Raw genomic sequence first — 18,567 nt, forward strand, 5'->3', positions numbered from 1 at the left:
ATGCAATCCAGAGATGACGACAAGACAAAGTTTGAAGGGGAGGCGCACTCGCCCGAAAAGTCGCGGCTTCCGGATGAGGAAGTGCACGTGACGCCCGGGGAGCATGGCTCGCGTTCCGCGGTCTATATTGCGCAACAGGCATCCCTGGAAGATTATACTCCAGGGTTGAACCCGCTGGTCAACTGTGCTTCCGGCTTGTTGCTTGAGATGGTGCGTTTGAGGGCGTTGGGTTCTGAAACGGTGAAGTCGCAGGGTGAGGGTGAAACCCGAGATGAAGAACTCGGATTGGATGACCTCAGAAACCGTCTTGAAGCCGAGATTCGTGGTTTCGAGAACAGGGCGCTGGGAAGCGAGATCGATCATTCGCAAGTACTGGCGGCGCGCTACGTGTTGTGCACGGCTCTTGACGAGAGCGTGAGCACCTCGCCGCAAGGTGCTCAGGGGGGCTGGTCGCGCAAGGCTCTCTTGAGCACCTTTCACAACGAAACATGGGGAGGAGAGAAGTTTTTTCAGATTATAGACAGGTGCATACAGCAACCGGCGCGCAATCTTTATCTTCTTGAACTGATATATCTTTTGCTCAGCCTCGGTTTCGAGGGGCGTTACAAGCTACAATCCCGCGGACCGATAGAATTGGAGTTGTTGCGTGAACGGATATACCGGCAAATCCGCATACTTCGTGGAGAGCCCGCTCAGGATTTGTGCAAGAAATTGCCGGACGGGAATTACAAGAACAAAATCTATACATACGTTCCCCTTTATCTTCTGGTCATCTTCGTTGTTACTTGTCTGGCCGCCACTTACGCGTCTTTTTTTCACATTCTCGATAATCGCGCAGAACCTCTTTTGCATCAGTTCGCGATCAGTTCTTCTGCAAGCGGGAGGGAAGGCAAATGATCCGTCGTTGTTGTAATTTCCTGCTGAAAACTCTGAAGACACCCTGGGTACAGGGACTGATTTGCGCGTTGCTTCTTGTTATGGTGCTATGGGTGGCCGGGCCGCTGGTAGCCGTGGCTGGGCATGTCTTTTTCGAGAGCACGACATCCCGTCTGGTGGGCACGCTCGTGATTGTGTTCATCTGGGGGCTCATGGTGGCGATACTGTCTTCGCGGCAGCGCAGAAGAGAGGCGGCAGATCCCGAAATTGCGACTCGCAAAGAGAAGGATGCGGCTTTACAGGATCGCCTTCGCGAGGACTTCCGGCACATAAGGCACACCATCAAGACGGCCATCAAGACCGTTACAACCTCGAATTTTTATGGACCCACGAGCCGCTCACGCTATGCCCTGCCGTGGTATATGGTCCTGGGGCCTGAGAACTGCGGCAAGACGTCGCTTTTACTGAATTCCGGATTGCAGTTTCCCTTGAACGAGCAGGCCGACAGGCATCTCTACAAGCTGAAGAGTACCGGTAAGATCGAGGTCCTTTTTGCCAATCAGGCCGTGTTCATAGATACCCCTGGATTCTATGCCCAGTGCAATCAGGAATCCAGGGAGCACGGACTTTGGACCTATCTGCTTCGGCGCTTGTTCAGGGAGCGTCCGGCCAAGGCGCTGAACGGCATCATCGTTTGTGTAAGCATGCGCGACATGCTCGATGGTGATACCGCCCGTCGCGAGCATCTGGCCCGGACGATTCGGACACGGTTGGGCGAAGTGCTGAAAAATTTGCGCTCCTACACGCCCGTATATCTCGTGTTCACCAAGTGTGACGCGGTTCCAGGCTTCGCGCAGTTCTTTGCGCATTTGTCCCGGAACGAGCGCGAGCAGATATTCGGTTGCCCGGCTCGTTCAAGCGCCATGGACTTGGACGCGACGCGTCAGGAACTTCATGAACTGATGCAGACCTTGAACGCCCAGATAATCACGAAGATACATCAGGAGAGGGATTGCCTCGCTCGGGCCAGGATGTTTCGTTTTCCACAGGAACTGGCTGCGTTGGGTTCCAGGATCGAGGATCTTATTTTCGAAGCGTTTGGGCCATCCCGCTATCACCGGCCGGTCATGTTTCGTGGTTTTTTCTTTTCGAGCGCCCTGTCTTCCTCGGATGTGATGACTGGCGCCGCCCGCGAAGGAGAGCTCGCTTATCAGAGCGGTTTTCAATCCTTTTTGGGCGATTACGCCAAGGGTTTTTTCCTGCTGCGATTGCTTGAAGGGTTCGTCATTCCGGAGGCCGGCCTGGCGGACGCCGACCGGGAGCACATCTGGATGCTGCGTTTTCGCCGCTTCGGCACGCAGTTGGCGGCAGGGATTGTGCTCATTGCGGGCGTGTCTCTTCTTGCGTTCAGTTTCAAGGACAATTTTCGCCGGATGGAATTACTGGAGGTCATGTCCAATGATTTCAAACGGGAACAGCAGGCACACCTTGAGGCTGGAGACGCTCTGAAAATCTTGCCCGAACTCGCGCCTTTGGAGAAGGCTTTGACGGTTTATGACCGCCACCAGGATCCATTCCTTTCGCGTAGGATGGGCTTGTATCAGGGTGATGTTTTCGAGGGGGCGACCAGACGCGCCTATACCGGGGTTTTGAACGCGCGCCTCCTGCCGCGAGTGCGAGAAATGGCCGTGAATACCATGGGTGAATCCCTGGACGATCTGGGAGCTCTGAAGTCGGCCCTTCGGGCCTATTTGATGCTCTGTCAGCCCGAAAAGCTGAGCGAAAGGTTTCTCAAGGAGTGGCTGGAGACGCGATGGGCCGAGCTTTATCCCGAAGGAGTGGCGGACCAGCGCATGCTGATGCGGCATATGTCCTTCCTGATTGAAGAGGGGATTTCTCCGGTATCTCCAGACGAAGAGACCCTTGCCAAAGCGAGAACGGCCTTGCTCAAAAAGCCGCTTTCGCATCTGGCCTACCAGCAGATGAAAGAAGAAGCCTCCGAGGGCGGGAACTCGGCATTTACATTTCATGGAGTTTTCGGAGGCCGCATCTCCGCATTCTCCGGGGACACGTACGCCATTCCGTATCTGTATACTCTTGAAGGCTTTCACGAATATATCATGGAACGCTGCCCCGAAATCATCAAGGAATTGACTGAAGACAGCTGGGTATTCGGGCCCAAGTCCATGCTTTTCAGCGCCCTCGACGTGGAGAAAATTTCCAAGGACGTCAGAGTCCTGTATTTTAAAGACTATGCGCGCCACTGGAATCAGGCCTTGCAGGAACTTCGTGTTTTTACTCCCAGGAGCTTGGTCGGTGCTGCTGACCTCGCGGAGCAGCTTGGTTCCGGAGTATCCCCGGTGGTGCTGATGCTGCGAGAATTGCGCAAAAATACGACTTTTGTCGCGCGGGAAGAACAAGAAAGCGGATTGGAGAGTGCCGTGGAGGATCAGGCGGCCAAACGGGGAACCAGGAAATTGGCGGGCGTGGCCGGAACAGCGCTTGCCAAGGCTGCCACCGAAAGCGTTTTGGACGTTGTGGCGCAGGCACGAACCAAGGTTGCCCGGGAGGCGCTACGGGACGCGCAGCTGGTCACTCAGTCTTTCAAGCATCTTGACAGTCTCATTGATGCAGAAGGAAATCCTGCTCCGGCTCTCAAGGGGGTTCATGACGCCATGAGGGACGCCGGCCTTCTTTTTCGAAGGATCAATGACAGCAACAACAGAAGCAAACAGTTGCTTGCTGCCTTGCAGGATATCGCCGAAGACCGGGACGACACCTTGCATTCGCTCAGCAGTGCTGCGGAAAGGCTGCCCGCGCCTGTTCGAAAATGGTACTCCACAGTGTCCACGGGTGGCTTGAAACAGATGCTTGCAGAAGCTGCATCGATCATCGATTCCGTCTATCATGATTCTGTATTGCATGTGTACAATGCAGGATTGAAGGACCTTTATCCGCTACGCATAGATAGCGAGCTGGATGCAAATCTTGTTGAATTTACAAATTTTTTCAAAAAAGCGGGAGTATTCGACGTATTTCATGACACCTATATCCGGCCATTCGTCTCAAAAAATGGAGAAATTCGTCCTGTTCTGGGTTGTTCGCTGCCAATTTCGAAAGAATCAATTGAGCAATTGCAGCGGGTTCGCAAGATTCAGGATGCCTTCTTTGTTTCCGATAATGATTTAGGCATCAGCTTCCTCATTGAACCGTATGCTCTCGACGTAAAACTCAAACAAGTTGAACTTTCCCATGGGAGCAAGATGCTGAGCTATTGGCACGGGCCGGTCCAGGGCGCGAATTTTGTCTGGCCGCTCGATGCGGGTCAGTCTCCCGAGGCCTCTTTGGCCATGACGGATGTTCACGCAGTCAGGGCATTCAAGGAGATGCGTGGGGATTGGGCTTTTTTTCGCCTTCTGCAGAACGGGAAAGTCAAGCTGATGGAAGGAAATAAGTGCATTGTTGAATTGTACGAAAACGGAAAATGGGCGCAGTTTCTTATCCAGTTCCGAAACAAGGCAAACCCATTCGATCCTGAGGTATGCAGCTTTTCTTTGCCCGAAACGCTGTTCTGATCTTCATGAGGGGGTTGCTACTTCTTGCATGTTCAATGGTCAATGACAACTGCGTTGGCCTGAATGTGAAAAGAAGAATATCGGGCAGCGTTTTGTTCATGGTCAGTCTGTGTCTTCTTTTCATGACGGGTTGCGCCTGGAAAAAGGGCGCAGGCATGGACGCAGCTGGTCCCGTGGTATCGCGGGCTGTCTTGGTCAGCCGTACAGTTCTTGAGCCGGCTCGGGATATTGTCGCCGGATCTTCGCGATCAGTGGTCGCATCCCAGGAGCTGTGGGGTTCATCCGCGTTGCCAACGCCGACTGGCTCATCCCGAGCACCGGCCATTCATGAAGGAGAGTCGGCTGTGCTGGGCTGGTTGCCGCCGGAAGAGACTGAAACCATGCAGCGTTTTGTGCACGACCTGCATGGAGGAAAAGGGGCGGGCGCATTCATTTTGAGCAGGGCCCGGCAGTATCTGCCCGTGATCCTCGATGTTCTTGAAAAGTACGATCTTCCTCGGGAGCTGGCATTTTTACCGCTGGTCGAAAGTCGGTTCGAGACTCAAGCGGTTTCCTCTGCCGGCGCGGCTGGCCTGTGGCAGATCATGCCGGACACGGCGTTCAGGTTTGGGCTCAAGATCACCGAAAGTGATGATGAGCGTTTTGATGTGCGCAAATCGACCTATGCGGCAGCAGCTTATCTGGCGGCCTTGCATAAACGGTTCAAGGATTGGCCGTTGGCTCTGGCCGCCTATAATTGCGGGGAGGGCGCTCTGTCCCGGGCGCTCATGCAAACAGGAGCGGGAACGCTTCCGGAGTTGATCGAGATATGTCGCATGGAAGAATCCGCGTCCGGTGTTCTGGCCCGCGAAACGCTGGAGTATGTGCCGAAATTTGTCGGTGCGGTTCGGGTCATGTCCGGCCTGGTGAATATTGCGGGGTGTCGGTCCAGGAGCGACGATGCATGTGACGGGACATGCGGTGGTCACTTGCCCCGGAATGCGGATACACGGATCCGCCATGAGAATGAGGTGGCGTTGCAGGACGGGGCACCATGATTGGCAGAAGGATGCAGTGAAAGGGGTGGGTTCATGAAATCGGCTTCACCGGCAGCCGCCCTCACGGTCGAATCCTGGGGCATGACCAGGCGGGGGCACGCTTGCCATGAAAATCAGGATGCGTTTTTGAACTGGCCGGAGCATTTGCTCTGGGGCGTGGCGGATGGAGTCGGGGGCAGCGGCAACGGGGCGTCGGCAAGCCGGCTTCTGGTGCGCTACCTGATGCGCACTCCGGCTCCGCCATCCTTGGACGGCCACGTCGAAAACGTCACCCGTCTTCTGGCGCGATCCAACCGGGAGCTTCGTCAGGGCGGTCTGGGCGATGCCGCCAGTACCGTCGTCGTGTTGTTGATTCATGGTGGCGGCGCGGCCTGCGTGTGGTCGGGAGACAGCCGGTGCTATCTGTTGCGCGAGAGGACACTCTATCAGTGCACGCGAGACCACACTGCGCGCCAACGCACAATAGAACGCGATGAGCTTACGCATCATGAAGCCGAACGCATGGTGCGTGGCAATGTGGTCACCAACGCCGTTGGGGTTCGGGACACGCTCCGTCTGGAGACAACACGTTTGTCCCTGCGCCGTGGCGACAGGTTCCTGCTCTGTTCTGACGGGCTTTCGGACAGTGTTTCTCCTGAAGCTCTTGCCACGCATCTTGGCAGGCCTCGGGCCAGGGACGCCGCCTTGGGCATTGCAGAGACGCTGGATGGAAAGGAACAGCCGGATGACGCAACTTTTGTGACCGTTTTCCTTTCAGGATAATAATGATGGGCGGGAGGAAAAAGCGGCAGCGTCAAGCTGGGGGCAAGAACAGTTCGGCCCTGGATCGTGTTTCCAAAACCTGGGTGTTGAGGACTGGTGGCCCGGGACGCTTCGCCCTCCAATCCAGCCTTGGGGTGGGAGGCATGTGCGAGGTTTGTTCTGCCATTGACCTGCGGCGGATGGAGTGTGGAGATCCGCGTCCCGTCGTGGCGGTGAAGCGTTTGCTGCCCAGTCTGGTCGACAACCGCAAGGCACAGCTGGCTCTTGCCCGGGAGTTTTTCATCTTGCGCCATCTGACGCATCCCGGCGTTGTGCGCGTGTTCGATCTGCACAGGGAGCATTGGGGCATTTGTTTCAGCATGGAATTGCTGGAAGGGGCATCGGCGTATTCGATGCTTGGCGAGCACCCCTCGGGGATGGGAAAGTCCGGGATTGTCGCAGGACGGAAGATTTTCGACATCTTGGACTATCTGCACGCACATGGCGTTACTCATGGAGATGTGAAGCCCGCCAATATTGTCTTGGAACAGGACGGGCGGCTTGTGCTCCTTGATTTCAATATCACTCAATTCAGCGCGAGGCCCGGGCTGGCCAGCGCCGCGATGTCTCGTGGCCTGGAGAAGTCCCTGCGCGTTTCTGCCTACAGTCGCCTTCATTCCAGTCCTCAGATGCTTTGGGGCGCTCCGCCTTCGCCCAGCTGTGATGTCTTTTCAGCCAGCTGTACCGTGTATGAAATGCTTTCGGGAGAGCACCCCTTCAAAATGATGCCTGCGGATCAGGCGGCGACACGGAAACTCGAACCGTTGCGGCCGGCATGTTTGCCGGGCCGACAATGGAAGTGGCTTCGACGTGGATTGTCGTTCGAATCTCGGGATCGGCCAAGTTCAAGGCAGCTTTTGGCCGCTTTCGGGGAGCGGAGCTGGTTCAGGGCGGTGTCATGAAGGCCGCGGCTTCGTCGTCTGGAGCAATCATCAGCCGCGCGAGCCGCTTTATTGCCCAAAACGAACGCAGCGCATGGAAATCGAGCCCAACGTCACCCGGTCATTGAAGAACGTCGGGGAATTATCCGCGCCTGCGGCGCCCAATACATAAAGCAGGGGCAGATAGTGTTCTTCCGTGGGGATGGCCTGCCGGGCGTTCGGCAAGTTCGGATAGTCGATCAGGGCCTGGTGGTTGGCTGCGACGATCAGGTCCGCCATGGCGGCATCGCTCTGCATCGCCCAGTCGAAGCCTCCTTGCTGCCAGGCCATGTTCCGCAGATTGTGGGCCATGTTGCCGCTGCCCAGAATCAGTATGCCCTCCTTCCTCAATTCGCCCATCTCCTTGCCCAGTTCATAGTGAAAGGCCGGAGGCGCGCTCATGTCCAGGCTGACTTGCACCACGGGGATGTCCGCGGGCGGGTACATGCGGCAGAGCACGGACCACGCGCCGTGATCCAAGCCCCAGGAGCGGTCTGGCCTGATGCGTGTAGAGCGTGCCGTGGCGCGCACCCGTTCCGCCAATTCCGGCGAGCCTGGCGCCGGGTAGACCATGTTTTCGAGGGCTGCCGGAAATCCGGTGAAATCATGGATGGTCGCTGGGTGCTCCATGGCCGTAACGCAGGTGCCGTCCGTTTCCCAGTGCGCGGAAATGCAGACTACACCGTTGGGGCGCGGCATTGATTTGCCCAGTTCCGTCCAGGTTCGGCTGAATTCGTTGTCTTCGATGGCGTTCATGGGGTTGCCGTGGCCGACGAACAATGCGGGCATGCTCATGGGAACCTTTATGCGTTGGTTGTGGTGAAGACCCGGGTCCAGGTCAGGGTCAGGGCGATGGAGAAGAGGGCGGCGACGATGCCCAGAGCCACGTCGTACATGGGCGGAGCGGCCAGGGCCAGACGGATGAAGAGCGTCGAGAGGGCGTAGCCGGAGTTGCGGAAAACCGCATGGAACGAGGGCCTAAAGCATTGGGAGATGAGCACCACCAGAATGTCGGTGAATATGAGCAGGGTGTAGAAGACCGGAAAGAAATCGATGTGCGGCAGACCCGCGACTTTGTTGTAAAGGTTGCCAAGGCCCAGGATGAAGAAGGTGGCGAGGATCAACAGGGCGATGCCTTTTTTCGCGGCCACGAACCGAAACAGATCGTGCGGCAGTCCCATGTCCTGCTTCTTGCCCGGCTGGATACGATAATAGACGCCAAGCAGGGCGAAAATGACCAGGGCTCCGAACCCATAGCCAAGAATGTGCAAGACGGGAGTCAATTCCGTGCCCACGGTGATGGGTTCGGCGAAGTAGGACAATTCCTTGAAGGCGTCCCGCAGCAGAATGAGTGATAGAATCTCGAACTGCTTGCCCACGGATTTGGAAAAGGAGCAGGGCAGGGTGAAGATGAGACTCACGACTTCAAGGATCAGCACCAGTGTGAACGCCAGGTTCACGGCATGGAAATGGTTGGTGGGCGTGTGTGCGGCCAGAGAGGCAGGGAGAAGGCCCTGCCGGTTCAGTTCTATGCTGACGAGCGAGCCCAGGAACACGACGATGAGTCCGAGCGCAAAACGGCGGTGCATGCGCTCATGCTCCCAGAAATGATGCAGGGGATCGAATATGTAGGTGAGTCGCTCGAACAGGAAATCCATAGGCTGGCTCCGCGTTTTTTAAAGATATCTTGATGTTATGGATACGACTTCGCCAAGATAGGATTTTCGGGTCTCATCGCTGACTACGTCCAGACTGCCGAAAAATGCATGGTGCAGGACTTCCATTCCGCAAAGTTCGAAGATGCCCGTGTTCGTGGTCAAAGACATGGCTTCGTGCATGCCTTGGGATGTGTAGAACGGACTGGGCAGCCCTGTCGTGTTGAAAATGAGGACTCTCTTTCCGTTCAGCAGTCCTTTCGCGGTATCCCCTTGCAGGGAGTAGGCAAATTCCTGACAAAAGACCCGATCGACATAGCCTTTGAGCATGGCCGGCATTCCGGCCCACCATACCGGGTAGACAAAGGTCAGCAAGTCGGCCCAGGCGATGAATTCCTGCTCCTGCCTGACGTCCTGTGGAGCCATTTCCGCAGGGCTGTCCACATCCATTTTCGACAATACCGGATTGAAGGCGATTCCGTACAAATCTCGACAACATGTGTCGTGCCCCAGCGCTTCGGAAACGGCCTGCACCGAATCGGCGATGGCACGGTTGAAGCTTGTGGCGCTGGGGTGGCAGAAAATGATCAGGTGGTTCATGGCATCCCCTTGTTGGTGCATGCGTTGCGTGGAATCGGTCCGGACTGACTCCCCGGGATTCCTGAGAAAGGAACTCCGGATTATGCTGCACCATACGACAAGGGTGAAAATCTTGAAAGCGATATTTGCCTGGCAAGGGGTTCTCAGACAAAAAATTATTGCAGGTCAAGTTTGTCGCAAAAGCCCCAGGATCTGATCGGAACTTGGGATGCGTCTGGTTTGCTGTTTGGAATATATCAGTGTGTCGCCAAGCAGAATTTCGAAGTCGCCTCTGCTCCCGCGCGTAAGGGATACGGTGGCTCCTGCATCAGAGCGCAATTTTTCCGCAAGACTTGCGGCGCGTGCTTCATAGCCCATTCACAAACCGCAGTAGACGATTTGTATCTGCATTGAGTCGCTCCCGTGCGTCATGGTGGTCATTTCTGAAAGAACTCCGTTTGCTTGAGCTCGCCGCCTTCGAAGGTCAGGACGTAATATCCGCCGCTGGCCTCATAGGTCAGCTGAGTGATGTAGAGGAGGCGTTCTCCGCCGCGGTTTGTCCTCGTGACCTCACCGATGCGGTCTTCCCACCGGGGATCGCCGCATTTTTGGCGGACCTTGGTGATGATGGTGCCGGGGGTCATGAGATCGCCCTGGCAGCGAAGATCCGCGGCCTGGGCCGGGGTTGTCAAAAATAAAAGCAGGGTGAGCAGAAAAAAGTGCTTTCTCATTGAGTTGTCTCCGATTAATTGATGACCAAGGTATTCTAGACCGCAACTGAATCACGAGTAAAGAGGGCATTATGAACTACCGAGTCGAGAAGGACTCTCTTGGAGAACGCAAAGTGCCGGAACACGCCTATTATGGCGTGCAGACCGTGCGGGCCATGGAGAACTTTCAGGTCACGGGGATTCCCATTTCCCATTATCCACTGCACATCGAGGCCCTGGCGTGCATCAAGCAGGCGGCGGCCCTGGCCAATCTGGAGCTTGGGCTGCTCGATGCGGACATTGCCGACGCCATCCTTGGCGCCTGCCGGGAGGTGCGCGAGGGGAAGCTGAACGATCATTTCGTGGTTGACGTCATTCAAGGCGGGGCCGGGACTTCGGTCAACATGAACATGAACGAGGTTGTCGCCAATCGGGCGCTGGAACTGATGGGCCACGCCAAGGGCGAATACGGCTTCTGTCATCCCAACAACCACGTCAATCTGTCCCAGTCCACCAACGACGTGTACCCCACGTCGCTTCGAATTACGGCCATCTGGAAGATCAGGGAACTGGTGAGCGCCATGGGGGATCTGGTCGATGCCCTGGCGTGCAAGGGCGAAGAGTTCGCCGATGTGCTCAAGATGGGCCGGACCCAGTTGCAGGATGCCGTGCCCATGACGCTCGGACAGGAGTTCGCGGCCTGGGCGGTGACCGTGGGCGAGGACATCGATCGCGTTCAGGACTGTCGCAAGCTTCTCATGGAGATCAACATGGGGGCGACGGCCATCGGCACGGGCATCAACACCGTGCCGGCCTACGCCGCGTTTGTTTGCGAAAAGCTGGCGCACATCACCGGCCTGCCCTTGACCAAGTCGCCAAACCTGGTGGAGGCCACTTCGGACACGGGGGCCTTCGTGCAGCTCTCGGGCGTTTTCAAGCGGGTGGCGGTGAAGCTGTCAAAGATATGCAACGACCTGCGCCTGCTTTCCTCGGGCCCCTACGCCGGCCTTGGAGAGATCAACCTGCCACCGAGGCAGCCAGGCTCCTCCATCATGCCCGGGAAGGTCAACCCGGTCATTCCGGAAATGGTCAACCAGGTCTGCTTTCAGGCCATCGGCAACGATCTGACCGTGACCATTGCCGCAGAGCACGGACAGCTCGAACTCAACGTCTTCGAGCCCATCATCGCCTTTAACCTTTTCCAGACCATGGACATGCTGCTGCGGGCCATGCGCATCCTTAAGGATCGCTGCATCGTCGGCATCACCGCCAACCGGGAGCGCTGCGCCCAGTTGGTGCGCATGTCCGCCGGGATCGTGACCGTGCTCGTGCCCTATCTTGGCTACGACGAGGCCTCGGCCATCGCCAAGGAGTCGGTGGCGACCGGAAGAACGGTGTATGACCTGGTGCTGGAGAAGAAGCTCATGACTATCGAAGAGCTTGAAGACGCTCTCGATCCCATGAAGATGACGCATCCGCGCATGGTGCAGAGGAGCGCATGCCCCCGGCCAGAGGGAAAGCCGCGCCGATGATCCTTGCAAGGAAGGGGGTGCCGATTGGTCTGTCCGGCCAGGCTTGACGAAAGGATCGGGAGCGGCCAAAGCGAACTCATGTGGCGTTCGACGTTATCTGAACTTTTCCGCTATCTGCGGGTGGCTCCGTTTCCGCATCTGACAACGCTCAAGGTTTCGGCCCTGGCGGCCTTGTCGGGTTGCGAGGCATGGCTTTTTCTTGAGCAGCCGGAGTTTTCCTGGGCGGCATGGGTCTGGATTGGGCTGACCGGCCTTTTTGCCTGGGGCGTGGTTCTGTGCCAGGCGGATGCTTTTTCTCGTTACCGGGAGTTCAAGAGGCTCCGTCGGTTGCTGCGGCGCTATGGATTCAGGCCCGGACTCTTTCGGCTGGTGGCGGCTTCCCGCTGCCAGCGCGACGCCGCGCTGCTGGCTGCCCGGGAAACTGGCTGCCGCGCTCAGGCGAGGCATGTTTTCCGGGAGCTCGGGTATCGCTGGTACCACGTCCTGCCTGACGCCATCGTGGCCAATCCCTTCATTTTCTTTCATCCCAGATTTTTGCGATCCACCTTCGTGCCGGGGAAGCGGACCAAGGGTCTGCCCTGCGGATGACGCCGTCGAAGCGGAGTCTCGCGGCCTTGCCGACGTAATCTCGTGGTGCAATAAAAGGGAGCCTCCAAGGGCTCCCTTTTATTGCGGGCGGCTTACCAGTTTTCGGCAAGTTCCTCGAAATGGGCCTGGGGATGGGCGCAGGCCGGACAGAGTTCGGCGGCCTTTTCAGCGGCATGCACGTAGCCGCAATTGCGGCAGCGCCACGTGATCTTGTTTGCCCGCTTGAAAACACGCCCTTCCTTGATGTTTTTGGCCAGCGCCAGATAGCGCCGCTCGTGTTCCTTTTCGGCCACGGCGATGGACAACATGATGGCTGCGATTTCCGGAAAACCTTCCTCTTTGGCGGTCTTGGCGAACTCGGGGTACATGTGTTCCCATTCGTGGTTTTCGCCACCGGCGGCTTCGCGCAGATTTTCCAGGGTGGTGCCGATACGACCTGCCGGGAAGGAGGCGGTGATCTCAACCTCTCCTCCTTCAAGCAGATTGAACAGTCTCTTGGCGTGGGCCATTTCCTGGTCCGCCGTTTCGGCAAAAATATCGGAAATCTGGACAAATCCCTCTTTGCGGGCCTGTTTGGCAAAATAGTTGTAACGATTGCGGGCCTGGGATTCGCCGGCAAAAGCGGTCAGGATATTTTTTTCGGTCTGTGTTCCTTTCAGAGATTTCGACATAAATCCTCCATGGTTGAAATGTGACCTGCGTTTATCAGGGTAAAATTTATCTGTCAAATTAATGAGAGTCATTCTTGATAAGTGATAACTTGGCGATTTTTTAGCACCTTTGCTCAACCTTGTCCGGCTAGTCATTGGTCTTGACGCTCGTGCGATCGTGTTTATTTAGTTGCCATCGTAATGATTGGAGGTATGCCGTATGGTTATCGATTTCAGTACATACTATGATTTACCGCGCAACGTGGACAGTTTTTTCGAAGAGTTGTGGAGGCCGAGTACATTGAGCCAGAGACGCATCTCCTACCCGCCTGTCAACATCAGCGAGGGAGAAGATGAAATTGTCGTCACGTCGGAAATTCCTGGAATGGATACGGAAGACATCGAGCTGACCTTGAATGAAAAGAGCCTGGTCATCCGGGGCACAAAAAAGAACGAGGTCGGCAATTATTACAGACAGGAGCGTCCGACCGGGAGTTTCCAGCGGATCATCAGCCTGAATGTTCCCGTGCGCGCGGAGGCGATCAAGGCATCCATGAAGGATGGGGTGCTGCGGGTGGTCCTGCCCAAGGCCAAGGAAAGCCATCCGCTGACCATCGCCATTGATGCCCAGTAAGTGTTGCAAGGAGGAGAAGAGCCCATGACTAACGATATGGAAAAAAAGACGGCTCCGGCCCTGCCCCGGTTCCGCCCCAACACAGACGTGCTGGAGCGTGAAGACGGATTCCACATTTTTGTGGACATGCCCGGAGTGGGCAAGGAAGGCTTGTCCATCGACCTGAGAGACAACGAACTGGAGATTCGCGGCAAGGCGGTCTATCCGCGAGAGGAAAAAGCCAAGGCCTTGCACGTGGAATTTGGGGACGGGGAATATGTTCGCACCTTCACCATCTCCGATGGCGTGGACCGGGAAGGAATCCGTGCCAGCCTGAAGAAGGGTCTGCTTGAGGTCTACTTGCCCAAGGCGGCCCGCTTCAAGCCGCGCCGCATAGAGATTCAGGCCGGATAAGATCGCCTGGGTCAGAACGCCTGGTGTTTTGGGCGTTTTTAAGACTGCATGAATCATAAAAAAGCGCGTCCGGACAGTTCCTGTCAGGGCGCGCTTTTTTGTGGCCAAATTTCTTCAATCCCTGGTAGGCAGTTCGCAGCCTGCGTCTTTGGTGGAACCGGGTCCGACCAGGGGCCGGAAGCATCTTTTCGTGCCCCCGCATATGGGGCAGCGCCAATCTTCCGGCAGGTCTTCAAACTTCACCCCTGCCGGGATCTTTCCCTTCCTGTCTCCCTTGTCCGGATTGTACATGTAGCCGCAATTGACTGTCTGGCACTGGTAAATCTCTTCGGGGGCCGCCATTGTCCGCTCCTGGTTTGAATGTTGATCGGTATTATACATTATGGACTTCGGGTGGGAGGTCAATCGCGGAATCAGGATGCACGGCTTGCGAGCCACGGGGGCATCCAATCGGCGTAGGGGCGGCCCTGCGTGGCCGCCCTCCCCGTGACGTCCTGCACCCTGCGGCCCGAAGAGGGCAGGCACACAGGCCTGCCCCTACGGGATGCGGAGATTGTCGGAATCGGGTGCCCAGAGGGGCTGGGCGGCGCTCCATCCGAGCCGGCCGAAAAGATCGAGGAGCTCTTGAGCCGGGGGGCAGGTCAGGGTCAGGGGACTGTTGTCTTCGGGGTGGCGAAAGGTGAGTTCCACGCTGGCCAGCAAGAGGCGGTGCACTCCGAAATGCTCGCGGAAGAAGCGGTTCTGGCGGCCGTCGCCGCGCAGCACGTCGCCGATGAGCGGGTGGCGGATGTGGGCGAAGTGACGGCGGATCTGGTGGGTGCGGCCGGTTTTGGGGCTGACCCGGACCAGACTGTAGCGGGCCGTTGGGTTGGGGCCGACCGGATGCGGGATTTCCGCCGTGGCCAGGCGCGTGAATTCGGTCCGGGCCTCTTGCAGGTTGCCGGAATCGGATTTGAGCGGGTCGTCGATGAGACCTTGAAGAGGTGTGAAGCCCCTCGTCACGGCAAGATAGGTCTTGCCCACTTCCTGTCCCGCAAACTGGAGGGCCAGGAGATGGGCGGTCTGTGACGAGAAGGCCATGATCATGAGGCCCGAGGTGGGGCGATCCAGGCGATGTACCGGATACAGGCGCTGTCCGAGCTGGTCGCGCAGCATCTGCAGCAGGAAGGGTTCGCGTCCGGCATGGGCGTTGCGGTGCACCAGCAATCCGGCCGGTTTGTGCACGGCGACGAAGTGCTCGTCCCGGTACAGTACCGGAATTTCCGCGATTTCAGGTTCAGGCATTGTTTTCGGTCAGCTCACCGCGGAGGTTCCTCGGTATGCGCTCCCGGATTTCCTCCGGCGTGAGGCCCAGGCTGAAGAGATAGATCATCTTGGTCAGGGCCGCTTCGGCCGTCATGTCCGCGCCCGAGACCACTCCCGCGCGGGCAAGAGCCGACCCGGCCTGGTAGCCGCTCTGGTCCACCGTGCCGCGCAGGCATTGGGTGCAGTTGACGATGACCACGCCGCGCGCGCATGCCTCGGCCAGAACGTCCATCAATTCTGCGTCGTTGGATGGGCCGTTGCCGAGCCCGTAGGTTTCAAGCACGAGCCCCTGCAACGGCGAGCGCAGCACATTGGCCACAAGCTCGGCCGAGATGCCCGGGAAAAGTCTGAGCGCTCCGACCTTGGCGTCGGACAGCGGGTGCACGGTCAGGCCGTTCACGGGGCGCTTTGGGAGAAGCAGTTCGGGATGGGGGCGGATGGTCACGCCGATATGTCCCAGGTCCGGGTAATTTGGGGAATCAAAGGCCTGGAATCCGGCGGCGTCGACCTTGGTCGTGCGGCAGCCGCGCAGGAGACGGTTGCCGAAGCACAGGCAGACCTCAGGCACCGGCGTCAGGGCGATGACCATGAGCGCCGTGACCAGATTGTCCCGGCCGTCGCTCCTGACCCTGCACAGGGGGATCTGGGATCCGGTCAGGACCACGGGCTTGGCCAGTCCCTCAAGCATGAACGGCAGGGCAGATGCCGTGTAGGCCATGGTGTCCGTGCCGTGAATGACGATGAATCCGTCGAATTCGTGGTATTTGTCGGCTATGTCGCGGGCGATGGCCAGCCAGTGTCTGGGACCCATGTTGGAGGAATCGAGCAGTGGCGCATATTCGCAAATGACGTAGTCGGGCATTTCCGGGCTTGAAAAATCCGGCATGGATGCCATGACGCGGCCCAGGTATCCCGCCTCCGGCGCGTATCCCTGCGGCGTCGGCTTCATGCCGATGGTCCCGCCCGTGTAGAGGATGCAGACCTTTTTTTTCACGAGGCGCTCCAGGCCGTGAGCTTCCAATGGATAAACTCCATGATCTCCTCGTGCTCGTTTTTACCCGCGCCCCGGATGATCATGGGGTCGCCAAAACAGAAGCGGGCCGGAATCTCCGGCCGGATGGCCCCATAATCCTTGCTCAGCGTGCCAAGGCCCCAGGCATCGGTCTTGAGGGCCAGGGGCACGACCGGAACTCCCGCCTTCTTGGCCAGCTTGATGCCGATGGAGTTGAAGGCCTTGCGGTCAAGATTCAGGGTGCGTGTCGTCTGGGGAAAGACGATGACGGAAATGCCCCGCGCGAGGCGCTCCTGTCCCTGCTCCATGACGGTCTTGAAGTCGTCCCGGGGGTTGACGCGGTCGACGGCGATGGGTTCGACGGCGTTAACTATCCGCTGGAAGATTGGATAGGTCGTCAGGCTGCGTTTGATCACAAAGGCGATGGGTCGATGGGTGGCCAGGATGGCCGGCATGCAGAAGGTTTCCAGGGTGGACATGTGGTTGGCCACGACCACGCAGGGCCCGGGCAGGTTCGTGACGGCGGAGGCGTTTTCGATGTGAAAGCGCAGACCGCTGGCTTCGGCCCTGCGCATGACGGTCAGGCTGTCCATGGCCCATTTCTCCATGGAATAGCCGCCTCCCCTGGTTCGCCACGCAGCCTCGCAGACTATGGACAATATTCGCGCATAAAAGGCGGCGCTGGGAAAAAGCCGTGAAAACGGGCCGATCTGAATTTCAGGGGTATGGTACGGATCGCTGAGAGATTTGATGTTCATGCAAAAGCTACCGGGATGGGGTTTGAGGGGCCGCGGCACTCCTGCCCCTTCGTGTTTCGTGCCCGCGCACGTTAGCTCAAGAGGTCCCGGGCTTCCAGATGTTTTTCAATGGTTCTCCTCCGGCCCGGGCATCATAGCGCCTGTGTCAGCTTGGGCAGGATGGCGCGCAGCTGCGCCGTCTCTTCCGGGGTCAGGGCCGATTGCAGATCCCGGGTCAGGTGCAGGTGATGGGCGTGGTGCTCGCGATAAAGTTCCTGCCCGGCCTCGGTCAGGGTCACGAGGATGGAGCGGCGGTCCGTCTCGTGCGGGATGCGCGCCACCAGGCCCAGTTTTTCCAGGCGGTCCACCCCCACGGTCAGGGTTCCGGTGGTAACGCCCATCTTGGCCGCGAGCTCCTTCATGCGCAGGGGGGACTGTTGACCCAGGATTTCAAGGGTGTGCATCTGCGGCAAGGTGATGGCCGAGTCACGGACCACGGCCTGTTCCCAGGAAGAGAGTTTTTCGTAGAATTCGATGATCAGATCGCTTAGTTGTTCAAGATCATGCATGATCGGCCTCCGGGCAGACCTGGTCCCGGCTTTCCGCCGGACACGGGCAGGAGTGCACTTCCACGGTGACATGCTCCAGATGCGCGACCTCGGCCAGAAGATCCTTGTAGAATTCGGGCGGACGGGGACTCGCGTCTTCCACGGTGACGTGGGCCGCCAGGCGGCGAGGTCCAACGTTCCAGGCATATAGGTCGCGGACCCGGATCTCTCCTCCCTGCTCGATGCGGCGCAGGATGTCGGCATGCAGATCCTTGTCCGCGCGACGATCGAGGAGGATCCAGCCGGTTTCACGCATGAGGCCGATGGCCCAGCGCCCGATGACCAGCGCTCCGACGATGCCCATGGCCGGATCGAGCCAGTTCAGGCCGTAATACTTTCCGCCCAGCAGGGCGAAGATGGCCAGGATCGAGGTCAGGGCGTCGGCCAGGACATGCATGTAGGCTGCCTTCAGGTTGTGGTCGTGACTGTGTACATGGTCTTCGTCGCGAAGCCACCATGCGCTGACCAGATTGATGGCCAGACCCAGCACCGCCACCAGCGTTGCCGGTCCAAAGGAGATGGGCACGGGTGAGAAGAGCCGGGTCAGGGATTCGCCCGCCATGTAGAGAGCCACGAGGATGAGGCCCACCGCCGAGGCGAATCCGGCCAGGGCATTGACCTTGCCCGCTCCAAAGACCAAGTCGGGGTTGTCGGCGTTCTTGCGCGCCCAGACATAGGCGAACCAGGCCACGGCCATGGCGCCCGCATGACTGGCCATGTGCCAGCCGTCGGCCAGGAGGGCCATTGATCCGAAAATCCAGCCGGAAAAGATTTCCACGGCCATGGTGATCACGGTCAGCCAGAAAACGAAACGGGTCCCGCGTTCGCCGTGATCAGGATTGTGGTGATGGTCATGGCCGCAGGAACATGAATGGTTGTGCATGGGGATGCTCGCTATTGTTTGTTTGTCGAGTTGTTTGATGTGCAAGCAAATATGTCGATATTGTTTGATTGT

The 18,567-nt window shown here is 58.0% G+C and carries 21 protein-coding genes; 9 read left to right on the forward strand and 12 right to left on the reverse strand.

Features of this window, described 5'->3' with window-relative positions; genetic code table 11:
* The 5 genes from icmH to BMZ24_RS13695 are packed head-to-tail and all read left to right on the forward strand — an operon-like array spanning position 1 to position 7,191.
* The gene (gene icmH / locus BMZ24_RS13675) at positions 1-897 is read left to right on the forward strand and encodes a type IVB secretion system protein IcmH/DotU (protein ID WP_092193189.1); all 897 of its coding nucleotides are present in this window, start codon (positions 1-3) and stop codon (positions 895-897) included.
* A complete protein-coding gene (tssM, locus tag BMZ24_RS13680) occupies positions 894-4,451 on the forward strand; it encodes a type VI secretion system membrane subunit TssM (RefSeq protein ID WP_092193191.1) in 3,558 nt (1,185 codons plus the stop codon). Before icmH ends, tssM begins: the two co-directional genes overlap by 4 nt.
* Positions 4,452-4,486: 35 nt before the next feature.
* Positions 4,487-5,488, forward strand: coding sequence for a lytic transglycosylase domain-containing protein (locus BMZ24_RS13685; protein ID WP_161949162.1), 1,002 nt, complete (start codon positions 4,487-4,489; stop codon positions 5,486-5,488).
* A 33-nt stretch (positions 5,489-5,521) separates the two neighbouring features.
* The gene (locus tag BMZ24_RS13690) at positions 5,522-6,250 is read left to right on the forward strand and encodes a PP2C family protein-serine/threonine phosphatase (RefSeq protein WP_092193195.1); all 729 of its coding nucleotides are present in this window, start codon (positions 5,522-5,524) and stop codon (positions 6,248-6,250) included.
* A 5-nt stretch (positions 6,251-6,255) separates the two neighbouring features.
* Positions 6,256-7,191: a serine/threonine-protein kinase gene (locus BMZ24_RS13695; protein ID WP_279625540.1), complete on the forward strand. Its 936-nt coding sequence runs from the start codon at positions 6,256-6,258 to the stop codon at positions 7,189-7,191.
* Positions 7,192-7,239: 48 nt separating this feature from the next.
* On the opposite strand, the gene ygiD is transcribed toward BMZ24_RS13695, so the two are convergent.
* The 5 genes from ygiD to BMZ24_RS13720 all read right to left on the reverse strand — a co-directional run bounded on the left by ygiD (position 7,240) and on the right by BMZ24_RS13720 (position 10,174).
* Positions 7,240-8,004 carry a 4,5-DOPA-extradiol-dioxygenase gene (gene ygiD, locus BMZ24_RS13700; RefSeq protein WP_092193199.1) on the reverse strand — a complete coding sequence of 255 codons (765 nt, stop codon included), beginning with the start codon at positions 8,002-8,004 and terminating at the stop codon, positions 7,240-7,242.
* Positions 8,005-8,012: 8 nt separating this feature from the next.
* Positions 8,013-8,867 (reverse strand): hypothetical protein, encoded by an 855-nt coding sequence (locus tag BMZ24_RS13705; protein WP_092193201.1) that lies wholly within the window; start codon positions 8,865-8,867, stop codon positions 8,013-8,015.
* Positions 8,868-8,885: 18 nt separating this feature from the next.
* The gene (locus tag BMZ24_RS13710; protein WP_092193203.1) at positions 8,886-9,464 is read right to left on the reverse strand and encodes an NAD(P)H-dependent oxidoreductase; all 579 of its coding nucleotides are present in this window, start codon (positions 9,462-9,464) and stop codon (positions 8,886-8,888) included.
* 165 nt (positions 9,465-9,629) lie between these two features.
* A complete protein-coding gene (locus BMZ24_RS20520; protein WP_092193205.1) occupies positions 9,630-9,821 on the reverse strand; it encodes an Rdx family protein in 192 nt (63 codons plus the stop codon).
* A gap of 59 nt (positions 9,822-9,880) precedes the next feature.
* Complete coding sequence (locus tag BMZ24_RS13720) at positions 9,881-10,174, reverse strand: DUF2845 domain-containing protein (RefSeq protein WP_092193207.1); 294 nt, start codon at positions 10,172-10,174, stop codon at positions 9,881-9,883.
* A 71-nt stretch (positions 10,175-10,245) separates the two neighbouring features.
* Between BMZ24_RS13720 and aspA the strand changes: the two genes are divergently transcribed.
* Together aspA and BMZ24_RS13730 are read left to right on the forward strand one after the other, a co-directional pair.
* The gene (gene aspA, locus BMZ24_RS13725; protein ID WP_092193209.1) at positions 10,246-11,685 is read left to right on the forward strand and encodes an aspartate ammonia-lyase; all 1,440 of its coding nucleotides are present in this window, start codon (positions 10,246-10,248) and stop codon (positions 11,683-11,685) included.
* A gap of 78 nt (positions 11,686-11,763) precedes the next feature.
* Positions 11,764-12,273 (forward strand): hypothetical protein, encoded by a 510-nt coding sequence (locus BMZ24_RS13730; protein ID WP_092193434.1) that lies wholly within the window; start codon positions 11,764-11,766, stop codon positions 12,271-12,273.
* A 92-nt stretch (positions 12,274-12,365) separates the two neighbouring features.
* Here BMZ24_RS13730 and rbr read toward each other — a convergent pair whose 3' ends face one another.
* Positions 12,366-12,944 carry a rubrerythrin gene (gene rbr / locus BMZ24_RS13735; RefSeq protein ID WP_092193211.1) on the reverse strand — a complete coding sequence of 193 codons (579 nt, stop codon included), beginning with the start codon at positions 12,942-12,944 and terminating at the stop codon, positions 12,366-12,368.
* 199 nt (positions 12,945-13,143) lie between these two features.
* Between rbr and BMZ24_RS13740 the strand changes: the two genes are divergently transcribed.
* A complete protein-coding gene (locus BMZ24_RS13740; protein WP_092193213.1) occupies positions 13,144-13,557 on the forward strand; it encodes an Hsp20/alpha crystallin family protein in 414 nt (137 codons plus the stop codon).
* 24 nt (positions 13,558-13,581) lie between these two features.
* Positions 13,582-13,950 carry an Hsp20/alpha crystallin family protein gene (locus BMZ24_RS13745; RefSeq protein ID WP_092193215.1) on the forward strand — a complete coding sequence of 123 codons (369 nt, stop codon included), beginning with the start codon at positions 13,582-13,584 and terminating at the stop codon, positions 13,948-13,950.
* Between the two features lie 114 nt (positions 13,951-14,064).
* Here BMZ24_RS13745 and BMZ24_RS13750 read toward each other — a convergent pair whose 3' ends face one another.
* The 6 genes from BMZ24_RS13750 to BMZ24_RS13775 form a co-directional block, all read right to left on the reverse strand.
* The gene (locus BMZ24_RS13750) at positions 14,065-14,292 is read right to left on the reverse strand and encodes a rubredoxin (protein WP_092193217.1); all 228 of its coding nucleotides are present in this window, start codon (positions 14,290-14,292) and stop codon (positions 14,065-14,067) included.
* A gap of 195 nt (positions 14,293-14,487) precedes the next feature.
* Positions 14,488-15,234 (reverse strand): pseudouridine synthase, encoded by a 747-nt coding sequence (locus BMZ24_RS13755; protein ID WP_092193219.1) that lies wholly within the window; start codon positions 15,232-15,234, stop codon positions 14,488-14,490.
* The gene (gene ansA, locus BMZ24_RS13760) at positions 15,227-16,249 is read right to left on the reverse strand and encodes an asparaginase (RefSeq protein ID WP_244150369.1); all 1,023 of its coding nucleotides are present in this window, start codon (positions 16,247-16,249) and stop codon (positions 15,227-15,229) included. The genes BMZ24_RS13755 and ansA overlap by 8 nt, the downstream gene beginning before the upstream one ends.
* Positions 16,246-17,025: a lysophospholipid acyltransferase family protein gene (locus tag BMZ24_RS13765; protein ID WP_092193223.1), complete on the reverse strand. Its 780-nt coding sequence runs from the start codon at positions 17,023-17,025 to the stop codon at positions 16,246-16,248. Before BMZ24_RS13765 ends, ansA begins: the two co-directional genes overlap by 4 nt.
* Positions 17,026-17,156: 131 nt before the next feature.
* The gene (locus BMZ24_RS13770; protein ID WP_092193225.1) at positions 17,157-17,573 is read right to left on the reverse strand and encodes a MarR family winged helix-turn-helix transcriptional regulator; all 417 of its coding nucleotides are present in this window, start codon (positions 17,571-17,573) and stop codon (positions 17,157-17,159) included.
* A complete protein-coding gene (locus BMZ24_RS13775; protein WP_092193227.1) occupies positions 17,566-18,495 on the reverse strand; it encodes a cation diffusion facilitator family transporter in 930 nt (309 codons plus the stop codon). Before BMZ24_RS13775 ends, BMZ24_RS13770 begins: the two co-directional genes overlap by 8 nt.
* Between the last annotated feature and the right edge of the window lie 72 nt (positions 18,496-18,567).

It is taken from the genome of Desulfomicrobium norvegicum (assembly GCF_900114595.1).
Taxonomy (GTDB): Bacteria; Desulfobacterota; Desulfovibrionia; order Desulfovibrionales; family Desulfomicrobiaceae; genus Desulfomicrobium; species Desulfomicrobium macestii.